Annotated in this window: 5 protein-coding genes; 4 read left to right on the top strand and 1 reads right to left on the bottom strand. The window is 41.1% G+C overall.

Going from position 1 to position 12,133, the window contains the following annotated elements; all coding sequences use genetic code 11:
* Nucleotides 1–98: 98 nt before the first annotated feature.
* The gene (locus tag D0817_RS02570; protein ID WP_127336814.1) at nucleotides 99–3,218 is read right to left on the bottom strand and encodes a ligand-binding sensor domain-containing protein; all 3,120 of its coding nucleotides are present in this window, start codon (nucleotides 3,216–3,218) and stop codon (nucleotides 99–101) included.
* Nucleotides 3,219–3,620: 402 nt separating this feature from the next.
* On the opposite strand from D0817_RS02570, the gene D0817_RS02565 reads away from it, so the two are divergent.
* The 4 genes from D0817_RS02565 (at nucleotide 3,621) to D0817_RS02550 (ending at nucleotide 12,127) form a co-directional block, all read left to right on the top strand.
* Nucleotides 3,621–4,670 (top strand): glycoside hydrolase family 43 protein, encoded by a 1,050-nt coding sequence (locus tag D0817_RS02565; protein WP_127336813.1) that lies wholly within the window; start codon nucleotides 3,621–3,623, stop codon nucleotides 4,668–4,670.
* A 74-nt stretch (nucleotides 4,671–4,744) separates the two neighbouring features.
* On the top strand, nucleotides 4,745–6,913 hold the full coding sequence (locus D0817_RS02560) for a TIM-barrel domain-containing protein (RefSeq protein ID WP_127336812.1): 2,169 nt from the start codon (nucleotides 4,745–4,747) through the stop codon (nucleotides 6,911–6,913).
* Nucleotides 6,914–7,012: 99 nt separating this feature from the next.
* Entirely contained in the window at nucleotides 7,013–7,990 is a 978-nt protein-coding gene (locus D0817_RS02555) for a glycoside hydrolase family 43 protein (protein ID WP_127336811.1), read from the top strand.
* Nucleotides 7,991–8,983: 993 nt separating this feature from the next.
* Nucleotides 8,984–12,127 (top strand): SusC/RagA family TonB-linked outer membrane protein, encoded by a 3,144-nt coding sequence (locus tag D0817_RS02550; RefSeq protein WP_238160806.1) that lies wholly within the window; start codon nucleotides 8,984–8,986, stop codon nucleotides 12,125–12,127.
* Nucleotides 12,128–12,133: the final 6 nt, after the last annotated feature.

Raw genomic sequence — 12,133 nt, 5'->3', positions numbered from 1 at the left:
GTTTTTAATACTTAATTCACCACAAAACCTGGTGGTCAATTTGCTCCGGAATTAGGTGGTCAGTTTGCTCCGGAACGGGTGGTCAATTTACTCCGGAATTAGGTGGTCAAATTGACCGGTTTTTCCAGCAGCACAAAGGTATTCATGGAATCATCCAGAAACTGCAGTTTTAAGGTTCCGTTATGCAGTTCAGTAAGCGAATGCGCGAGTGACAAACCAATCCCGGTTCCGGTTTGGGTTTCAGATCCTAATATTCGGAAGAAAGGTTCGAAAATTTTACTTTTAAGCCCTTTCGGAATCAGGTTTCCGTCATTCTTTACAATAAATTCCAGGGAATTTTCATCCCGGAACAACGTAATAATTACTTCACTTTTGGCATATTTAACCGCATTGCTGATCAGATTGCTCATGATTTTGGTAATGGCCTCTTCATCTACAAAAGCGTAAATATTCTTATCTCCCAATTCCAGTGCTAAGTGAATATTTCTTTCTTCAATCAGCGGCGTAAACTGAGATTGCAATTGCCTTACTAAAAGCGAAATATTGGTTTCTACAAAGGTCAGTCCGAGGCCTTCGATTTCTGTTTTTCTGAAATCAAGCAGTTCGTTTACCAAATTCAGCAGACGGGACGTATTCTTCTCCATTATGGATAGATTCGGTATAATTTCCGGGGATTCATACGTTCTTTTGAGCAAACTTTCCAGCGGGCTTTTGATCAGCGTTAAAGGCGTTCGGATCTCATGCGCCACATTGGTAAAAAATTCAATTTTGGCATGGTAAATTTCCTTCTCTTTTTCGTTGTTAAGATTGGCAATTTTCTGGTTGTTTTCCTTGATCGTGATGTGGTGATAACGGCGTAAAAGCCAGTAGAGGCAGCCCACAATGACTAAAAAGTAAAAGAAAAAAGCATAACCGCTCGCCCAGAATGGCGGTAAAATGGTAATTTCGACAACAGCCTCTTTACTCCATATTCCGCTGGCGCTTAATGATTTTACCCTGAATTTATAATTACCCGATGGCAGTTCCGTAAAGAAAACCTTGTTGTTTTTATTCAGGTACACCCAGTCGTCGCTAATCCCGTCCAGTTTATACCAATACTGCGTCAGTTCCGGAGCAGTATAACTTAAGGAAGCAAAATCAATATTAAAATTAGACTGATCATTTCTTAAAGTGATTTTCCGGATATACGAAACCGATTCATCGAGCGGGGAGCCTTCATCCTTTACAACTACTTCCTTATTGTTGATCTGAAGCCCGGTAATAAAGATAGGAGGATTGTATTTATAGGTACTGAAATTTTTCGGGTTAAAACTAATCATACCGTTGAGGTTTCCAAAATACATATCGCCATTGGCATCCTTAAAAGCCGAACTGTAATTGAACTGGTCACTCAGCAATCCGTTTGCGGTGGTGAAAATTTTAACGGATTTCGTTTTATAATTAAAACGCACCAGCCCTTTTGAAGTGGTAATGCATAAATTCTGCTGTTCATCCTGTAAAACAGAATAAATCACATTACTTGGGAATCCGTCTTCGGTAGTGAATTTTCGGAACTCTTTTTTGCTGGTATCCAACAGGTTCAGGCCATTTTCGGTGGCAATCCACAGATTGTTTTGCTGATCCTGAAAGATGGAAGTGATAAAGTCATTGCTGATGCTTTTATCATTTTTAAAATCATGTCGGTACACTGCTTTTTCTTTCGTCTTCGGATTGTAGAAAAACAGTCCGTCACGATACGATCCGGCCCACAAATTTCCTTTTTTATCCTGAAACATACAGGTGTAATGGGTGGTTTCCGAAAAAATAGCACAAATTTTAAAAGTGTCGTTCTTGTCGTCGTACAAATAGATTCCAACAGAAGTGACTACATACAACTGCTTCTGCTGAGTTTCAAAAAACGTAACAATAAAATCACTTTTAAAAGTACTGTTCGTGTGGTCGTAATGTCTGATAACTTTTCCCGAACTGGCATCCATCACATCCAGTCCGTGTTCAAAAGTACCGATCCAGACTTTATTGCCCCTGGGTAAAACCCCGTGTATGTTGTAAAAAGAAAGCCCCGATTTTGTTCCGTCGGGCAGGTAGTTGACAAATTTGCGGGTTTTCAGGTTAAATTTATTGATGCCAGCATCCTCGGTACCGATCCAGAGATTTCCCTGATTGTCTTTGTGAATTTCACGAACGGCACTTCCCACAATGGCATTTTCACTTTTTCGCGGAAAGTATTTCTTAAACTGATCGTACTGTTTCTGATGGTAATTGACGCCGCCGAAATACGTCCCGATCCAGACCCCGTTTTCTTTGTCGATCGTAATGCAATACGCGGCATTGTCTGAAATAGCATAGGGATCACTGGCACTCTTGCGCAAATTACGAATGGTTTTTTGCTGTAAATCGTAAATGTATACGCCGGATTCGCTGGCAATCCACAATTCATTTTTATTTCTGTTAAATTGTCGGACAAATACCGGTTTCTGTGCACCGTTAATAAAAGGTGTTGTTTTGCCGCTGGCCACATCGTATTTGTAAATGCCATGATCGCGGGTCCCGATCAGAACCGAATTGGTATCTAAGGCATAAATGACCGATATGGAAAAAGTACTGCCAGGCAGCTGCACCCTGATTTTATCAAAACTTTGAGTGGCTTCCGAATACCGGTACAGATCATCATAAGAAGATACCCAGACCACTCCGTTTTTGTCGCAGCTGATGGAAGTGGCATAGAATGAATCTTTGCCGTCGAACATCACAGTCTCTTTGGTGTCTGCATTATATTTAATCAGTGTCCCTATCGAGATAAACCATAAGTTATGCTTCAGGTCGTTGTCGATATCATTAATACGATTGTTAATGGCTTCATTGATAAAGGTAAAGCGCTCCAGTTTTTTATCGTAAGAATACAATCCTTTGTCCGTTCCGACCCAGATGAGGTTTTTGAATTCGTGCAGCGACTGAATGTAATTGCTTCCTAAGGATGTTTTGGGATCTTTCCCACTGCGAAAGGTTTTGAAATGATACCCGTCAAAACGATTCAGGCCATCTTTCGAACCCAACCATAAAAATCCGTCCTTATCCTGAATCGAGGCCAAAACGGTATTGTTTGACATTCCGTTCTCGACCTTATAATGTTTGAAATAATATTCCTGGCTGAAAATTGTAGTGGACAAAAATAAAAGACAAACCAATGTCCCTATTTTAAAAAAACGTTGCGTATACATGTTTTTAGTATTTTTTTATAAAAAAATAAATTCCCCGGTTGTGTCATGAGTATTCATTTTGATTAGTCCTGTGTATTGTTGGTCTTATAAGGGATTATTTGCATCAATTGAACACAATTGTGAAACAAAATGAGACAGAACAATGTTGTCAATATGCTACTTTGGTCGAAAATTAAAATGATATTTTTTTAATATATAAATTATCGTATTAATAAAAAATAAGCAAAATAGTACAGTAGAACTCAAAATAAACACGATTAGATCGCTTGCAATATTACTTATATTTTTAAGAATACAAATGAAAATCGTAAAAGTTATTTTTTTACATCACGACATCAAATTCTAACCTAAAACCAAAAACCAACCCGGCCCAAAATGGGTTGAAAACAACAAAAGTTATTTATGAAAAGGAAACAAAACAAACTAAAAAAAATACTCACACTGATGCTGTTTGGCATCTTCACCCATATGGCACTGGCACAGGAAAAATTCAGCAATCCGATTTTGGATTACGGGCCGGATCCTTACAGCACCTATTACAATGGCTTTTACTATTACACTCATACCATGCAGGACCGGCTGGTGCTTTTAAAAACCAAAAATTTGGCAGATCTGAAAAATGCCGAAAAGAAAACCATCTGGATTGCACCCAAAAACACCGACTATGCAGCCGAAATCTGGGCGCCTGAATTTCATTATCTCAACGGGAAGTGGTATGTGTATTTTGCGGCTGACAACGGCTCTAACGATACGCACCGCATGTATGTGCTGGAAAATAATTCGAAAAATCCAATGGAAGGCGAGTGGGTTTTTAAAGGAAAAATAGCCGCACAAACTGATAAATGGGCGATTGACGGCAATGTTTTTACTTATAAAAAACAATTGTACATGATTTGGTCGGGCTGGGAAGGGGATACCAACGGACAGCAAAATATTTATATCGCCAAAATGAAAAGCCCTACCCAAATTGAAGGGGACAGAGTGCGAATTTCCAGCCCTGCAAATTCCTGGGAATTGTTTGGTGCCCTGCACGACGACATCAATCCGGCACAGGTAAACGTAAATGAAGGGCCTCAGTTCCTGTCCCACAAAGGGAAAGTATTTATTGTTTTTTCTGCCAGTGGCTGCTGGACGGACCATTATAGTCTGGGTCTGCTTACCTTTACAGGAAAAGACAATTTACTGGATGCTTCGGCCTGGGTAAAATCAGACCAGCCCATTCTGCAGCAATCCGATAAAACGAAAGTATATGCTCCGGGGCACAATTCCTTTTTTAAATCACCGGATGGCAGCGAAGACTGGATTCTGTACCACGCCAATTCAAAACCCGGAGAAGGATGCGGCGAAAAAAGATCACCCAGAATGCAGCCCATCAAATGGGACAAAAACGGAAATCCTGTTATTGGCGATCCGTTGTCGGAGGAGACCGTACTGGCCATTCCGGCGATGTAAAACCTAATCACGTACCTTTTATAAATCGCAGATCCATTGGTTTATAGTAAATTACTAATATTTAAATTTATAATATGAATTTGAAATCCATTTTATACACCGTATTTTTTCTTTCAGTTGGCATCGCTGACGCCGGGGCGCAGGAAGTTTCATTGCTCAAAAGCGAATTAGTGGGCGACAGGATTGCCCAATTTATTCCGAAAGGATTTGATAAAACCAGGACGCCCTCCTTAATACTGGCCGCTGAACTAAAATCGAAAGGAAAGCTGCCATCGGACTGGTCGCTGATTCCTGAATTTACCCTTAAAAATAATAAGGCAGGCGCTGTCTTACACCTCAAAGGAGAAGTCAGCCTGTATGGTGGCGGAGAAGTTACCGGACCTTTATTGCGAAACGGGCAAGCTATAAAATTATGGAATACCGATACGGGAGCCTATAGTGTGGAGGGCGGTAAACGCTTATATCAGACACATCCCTGGGTGATGGGAGTGCGTCCGGACGGTTCTGCTTTCGGAATTATTTTCGACAGTACCTGGAAGGCCGAACTAATAACGAATTCGGACAAGATTATTTACAATTCGGAAGGGGCCTTGTTCCGGATTTATATCATTGACCGAAAATCGCCTCAGGAAGTTATCAAAGGGCTTTCGGAATTAACAGGAACCATCAAACTGCCGCCACGCTGGGCTTTAGGCTATCACCAGTGCCGTTTCTCTTATGACAGTGAAAAACGGGTGATGGAAATAGCGGATACTTTCAGGGAAAAGAAAATTCCGTGTGACGTGATCTGGATGGATATCGATTATATGCAGGGCTACCGCGTTTTTACATTCGACAGTATCCGGTTTCGCAATCCGAAAGTCTTAAACGACAATTTGCATAAAAAAGGGTTTCGTGCAGTTTATATGATCGATCCGGGAGTGAAAGCAGATAAAGAATATTCCGTTTATAAAACCGGGACACAAAACGATGTCTGGGTGAAACAAAATAACGGAGAAGAGTACCACGGAAAAGTATGGCCGGGAGATTGCGCCTTTCCTGATTTTACCAATCCTGAAGCCAGAAAATGGTGGGGCGGACTTTACAAGGATTTTTTAAGCACCGGTATTGACGGAGTCTGGAATGATATGAATGAACCTGCCGTAAACGACAATGATTTTCCGGAAGACAAACGTCTCGGTACCATGCCGTATGACACGCCGCATAAAGGCGGAGGCAATCTGCCGCAAGGTTCGCACCTGCTGTATCACAACGCATACGGGCGTTTGATGGTAGAAGCCTCTTATGACGGAATTTTAAAAAGCAATCCCACAAAACGCCCTTTTCTTCTCACGAGATCTAATTTATTAGGAGGCCAGCGCTATGCAGCCACCTGGACAGGCGATAACTTTGCGGGTTGGGATCACTTAAAATTATCAGTTCCGATGTCGCTCACCTTGGGATTGTCAGGTCAGCCTTTTAACGGGCCGGACATAGGCGGTTTCCTGGGTGATACCAGCGGCGATCTATGGGCAAACTGGCTGGGCTTCGGGGCATTGATGCCTTTTGCCCGCGGACACGCCTGTGCCGGAACCAATAATAAAGAACCCTGGGCGTATGGTCCCGAAATAGAAAAAACATCGCGCATTGCTTTGGAAAGACGCTATCGTTTATTGCCGTATTTATACACTCTTTTTTATGAATCGTCTAAAACCGGAATGCCCGTGATGGCTCCGGTATTTTTTGCCGATAGCAAAGATTCCCGCCTTAGGGCCGAGGAACAGGCATTTTTGTTAGGTGAAAGTCTTTTGGTAATTCCGGCATTTGCTAAAGATCCGATACTTCCCTCGGGAATCTGGGAGGAACTGAATCTGATTGAAGGAGAGGAGCAGGATAAATACCAGGCAAAACTGCGCATAAAAGGCGGAAGCATTATTCCGGCCGGTGCTATTATCCAGAATGCAGGCGAGAATTCATTCGATCCCTTAAGTCTGTATGTTTGTCCGGATCAGAATGGTAATGCAATTGGGGAATTGTACGTAGATTCAGGTGATGGTTTTGGATTCCAGAAAGGCGATTATGCCCTGGTCACTTTTACGGCCGAAAAAAAGAAGGATAGTGTACTGGTGAAAGCCACCGGAAAACTAGGAAAAAGAAACATCGATCAGGAAATAACCAAAATAAAAGTGCAGTTGCTTTTAGATGGAAAAACATATCAGGGCAGCGGTACGCTTAAAGATGGGATTACAATTGCGGTAAACTAATCTGCAAAATTCCCGGCGTTCCTGTCATGCGCTTCCTAATTTTTTATAATTTACAATACTTTAATTATCAGTATTACCCATTAACCAAATCCGGATGTTATGAAACAAGTTATATTTTTTCTTTTTATCCTTGCGTACGCAAAAACAATGGCACAAACGGCAGTCACTTCCAAAAATAATAATCCTGTATTCAAAGGCTGGTATGCCGATCCCGAGGGAATTATTTTTGACAAGACGTATTGGATCTATCCCACTTTTTCTGCGCCCTATGCCGATCAGGTTTTTCTGGATGCTTTTTCTTCAAAAGACCTGACCAACTGGACGAAACATTCCAGGATTTTAGATACAACAGGCGTAAAATGGGCAAAGCGTGCTATATGGGCACCGTCGATCATTAAAAACAAAAATAAGTACTTTTTGTTTTTTGGTGCCAATGATATTCAGAATGACCAGGAGATGGGTGGAATAGGGGTTGCCGTGGCTTCAAAACCCGAAGGCCCTTATAAAGATTATTTGGGAAAACCATTGGTCGACAAGTTTCATAATGGGGCACAGCCTATTGACCAGTTTGTTTTCAGGGATAAGGACGGTCAGTGTTATTTAATTTACGGAGGCTGGAAACATTGTAATATTGCAAAATTAAAGCCCGATTTTACGGGGTTTGTGCCTTTTAAAGATCAAACTATATTCAAAGAAATTACTCCGGAAAATTATGTCGAAGGCCCTTTTATGTTTATTAAAAACAACAAATACTACTTTATGTGGTCGGAAGGCGGCTGGACGGGTCCCGATTATTGTGTGGCCTATGCTATTGCAGATTCTCCGATGGGACCCTTTAAAAGAATTGGAAAAATTTTAGAACAGGACCCTAAAATTGCAGTCGGGGCAGGTCATCATTCCGTTATCAAAGTACCCGATTCCGACACTTATTATATCGTGTACCACAGAAGACCGCTCACCGAAACGCATGCCAACTCCAGGGAAACCTGTGTCGAAGAAATGCATTTTGATGAAAATGGTTTCATCAAACCCATAGTGATTACCAACGAAGGCGTAAAACCACATATCATTAAATAGCTCAACGTAGCTCCAGACCGTTTCTTTGTGCCAAAAGTTATCTCCCGCAGATTTAGCAGATTAGTTATGCTGAAAAATTTTAAAAAAATCTGCCTCATCTGCAGAATCTACGGGAGAAAAAAACTACGCCTTTTTTAAACGAAAAGTTATGTCTCGCAGATTGGGCAGATATAGCAGATTACTTATGCTGCAAAATTTTAAAAAAATCTGCCTGATCTGCAAAATCTGCGGGAGAAAAAAACTACGCCTTTTTTAAACGAAAAGTTATGTCTCGCAGATTGGGCAGATATAGCAGATTACTTATGCTGCAAAATTTTAAAAAAATCTGCCTGATCTGCAAAATCTGCGGGAGGAAAAAAAACACTATTCTTTTTTAAAGCGAAAATTTATCGCTCGCAAATTTTGGAGATTTAGCAGCTTAGTTATGCTGCTAGATTTTAAAAAAATCTGCCTGATCTGCTGAATCTGCGGGAAAAAAAACACTATTCTTTTTTAAAGCGAAAATTTTTCTCTCGCAGATTGGGCAGATATAGCAGATTACTTATGTTGCAAAATTTTAAAAAAATCTGCCTGATCTGCAAAATCTGCGGGAAACAAAATGGAAGTATCTTATAAAAAATTGCGATTTACTCTTTGATCCAAATACGTTTTTCATTTGGTCTCTCTTTAACGCTGTTTTGTGTCATATTGCTTATATACAGTGTTTTCAATCCCTCTGTGAATGATTTAAACACAATTATGAAACAAAATGGGATTAAAATAATGTTACCAATCTCTTAATTTGGTCAAAAATTAAAATGTAAATTTTTAGGATATAAATTATGGTATCAATAAAAAAAGACGTGATATTTTGTAATGTATTAAAAATTACCAGCACGAATCGTCTTATTTGTATTTATAATATTATTCTTTCAATTTGTATGCGTGCTGAAATAGTGCGTATCCATTTTAATTTTTAAAACTAACTAATCACCAACCAAAAAATTAACTGAAATGGAAATTAAAACGACCTGGAAAATGTCATCCCATCCACTGCACTTTTTTACCTGGAGTAAATCAAAGTTAAGGAGGAACGGAATGATAGGCTTATTGTTTCTAATCCTCTGTGCAGGGAAAAGTTATGCACAGAATGGTACTTCACAGAATGCTGTAAAAATAACCGGAACAGTAACAGATTCAAAAGGATTATCATTACCGAGTGCCACCGTACTGGAGAAAGGTACAAAAAACGCCGTATCGACAGACTTTGACGGAACTTTTACAATTACGGTATCTTCTGCTCAGGCGGTACTTGTATTTAAGTTTATCGGAATGAAAGAGTTTGAAAAACCTTTAAATAATCAAAAGACCGTAACCGTAGCAATGACAGAGGAGAGTAATGACCTTCAGGCCGTTGTAGTCGTTGGTTTTGGTACACAGAAAAAAGCATCGGTTGTAGGTGCGATCAGTACGATAAAACCCTCGCTGTTACAGGTAGGAACGGCCCGTACCTTAGGAAATAACCTGGCAGGTCAGATTACCGGGGTTATGGCCGTACAGCGTTCCGGTGAACCGGGTTACGATCAGTCGGATATCAAGATTCGCGGGATCTCTACTTTTAAAGGAGGAACAAATCCGCTGGTACTGGTAGATGGAATTGAGCGTAACCTAAACGATCTTGACCCTTCAGAAATTGAGTCATTCTCTGTTTTAAAAGATGCAGCGGCAAGTGCGGTATACGGAGTAAGAGGTGCCAACGGGGTCATTCTGATCAATACCAAAAGAGGTTTTGTAGGGGCTCCGACGATACAGGTAAGAACCGAATATTCGATTCAGGAACCTACCAAATTACCGGAGTTTATCGGTGCTGCTCCTTATATGACCCTGCTGAATCAATTAGCGGCCGAACAGGGAAAACCGCTTTTGTTTACAGAAGATCGTATTTCAAAAACAGCCAGTAAATATGACCCGGACTTGTATCCGGACGTAAACTGGGTAGATGCGATTACCAAAGATTATGCTTTTACATCCAGATCCAATCTGAATGTTGCCGGGGGATCTGAAATTTTACGATATGCCTTAACGGCTTCTTACTATAGCGAGAAAGGGATGCTGGCAGCAGATCCGAAACAATCGTATGATTCGGAAACCAAGCTAAACAGGGCGAATGTCCGCACCAATGTAGATGTGAATGTTTCGAAATCGACTCTTTTGCGCGTAAACATTGGCGGTTTTTTGCAGAACCTTCAAAAAGGAAACAGCAGTACCGATGTGCTGTTTGGTACGGCTTTCGAAACCACTCCGTTTGTACATCCTGCAATTTACTCAGACGGAACGATTCCGAGGGTTTTTGCACGCGAAAATCCATGGGCGATGAGTACGCAGCAGGGATATTATCAGCAGGGTGGCAGTAAAATAGAAAGTTTAGTGTCATTGGAACAGGATTTTAAAGATCTTATTACACCGGGATTAAAAGCAAAATTTACGTACTCGTTTGATTCCTATTCTGAAAACAGGATTACACGCGGCAAGTCGCCGGACTACTACAATTTAGCGACACAAAGGGATCTTGACGGCAGTTTAATTCACGGCACGGTTCAGGCCTACGGCCAGGAATATCTGGGTTATGCCAGGGCAGCTGAGTTTGGGAACAGACGTGTGTATCTAGAAGCCAATACGACCTACAACCGCGCTTTTGGAAAACATGATTTAAGCGGTCTTTTACTATACAATCAGGACAGTTATAACGACGGAACGGCTCCTCAGGCATTCAGGCACCAGGGAGTGGCAGGAAGGACTTCCTACACTTTTGACCGAAAATACATTGGGGAATTTAACTTTGGGTACAACGGATCGGAAAATTTTGCAAAAGGAAAACGATACGGATTTTTTCCATCGGTAGCGATGGGCTGGATTGCCTCCGAAGAAAAATTTATGGAACCGGTTAAGGACATTATCAATAAACTTAAAATCCGCGGTTCTTACGGGTTAGTCGGAAATGATAACATTGGAGCCAACAGAAGGTTTGCTTACCTGACGACCATTAGTGATGATAATAATTCTGACTATTGGTTTGGTACAGGACAAGGCGTAAAATATGAAGGAATTGAGGAAGGACAGATTGGCGTAAACGACCTGACCTGGGAAAAAGTAGCCAAAACAGATTTAGGTATCGAATTGGGAATACTCAATATGATGGACCTGACAGTCGATGTTTTCCGCGAAAAAAGAAAAGACATTTTTGTGGAACGAAACACGGTTCCCACTCAGGCAGGATTTATTAATGCACCCTGGGCCAATTTTGGAAGAATGGAAAATAAAGGAATTGAGATCGGATATAACTTCAACAAACAGCTAACCGCTGATTTCTTTATGAGCTGGCGTTTTAATTTTACTTATGTAGAAAATAAAGTGACGGAAAGAGATGAAGCCGCTGCTGTAAAAGGGACTTACCGTTCAGGAACAGGCATTCAGAACAATACGTTGTACGGTTATACCGCAACCGGCTTATACACCAGCGAGGATTTTACGTCTCCGGGGGTACTCGCACCGGGTTTGCCTGTACCAACCTTCGGAACCTCTTTGCGTCCGGGAGATATCAAGTATGAGGACAGAAATAAGGACGGTATCATAAGCGGTCTGGATGAAGGTTTTATAGGCGGTACAACAGATCCGCAAATTGTATATGGTTTTGGAAATAATTTAAAATACAAACAATTCGATTTCAGCTTTTTCTTTCAGGGAATAGGCAAATCAGAACGCATTATCGGGGGATCCAATTTTATACCGGGAAGCGGTACGGGTACGCTGGGGAACATTTATTCGAATTACAAGGACCGCTGGACCGAACAAAATCCGAGTCAGGATGTGTTCTGGCCAAGATTGAGTTACGGGCCTAACGCCAATAATGCAGTGGCTTCTACCTGGTGGAAAAAAGACATGAGTTTTGGACGTCTGAAAACGATGGAAGTAGGTTACACTTTGAATAAAACCCTCGCACAACGTATGTATCTGCAAGGATTAAGGGTGTATATCAGCGGTAACAATTTATGGTACATCTCTAATTTTAAACTTTGGGATCCGGAGCTGGATACCGGAAATGGACTGAAATATCCATCGACGAAATCAGTGCTTTTTGGATTATCAGTAGCGTTATAATTTTAA

This window comes from Flavobacterium cupreum (assembly GCF_003996965.1).
GTDB lineage: Bacteria > Bacteroidota > Bacteroidia > Flavobacteriales > Flavobacteriaceae > Flavobacterium > Flavobacterium cupreum.
Note: the sequence above shows the minus strand (reverse complement) of the source record. Positions and strands in the feature narration are given on the sequence as shown.

Bases quoted from the DNA above. Each gene is read 5' to 3' on its own strand.
- D0817_RS02570 (WP_127336814.1), bottom strand. From the start codon at position 3,218: ATGTATACGCAACGTTTTTTTAAAATAGGGACATTGGTTTGTCTTTTA.
- D0817_RS02565 (WP_127336813.1), top strand. From the start codon at position 3,621: ATGAAAAGGAAACAAAACAAACTAAAAAAAATACTCACACTGATGCTG.
- D0817_RS02560 (WP_127336812.1), top strand. From the start codon at position 4,745: ATGAATTTGAAATCCATTTTATACACCGTATTTTTTCTTTCAGTTGGC.
- D0817_RS02555 (WP_127336811.1), top strand. From the start codon at position 7,013: ATGAAACAAGTTATATTTTTTCTTTTTATCCTTGCGTACGCAAAAACA.
- D0817_RS02550 (WP_238160806.1), top strand. From the start codon at position 8,984: ATGGAAATTAAAACGACCTGGAAAATGTCATCCCATCCACTGCACTTT.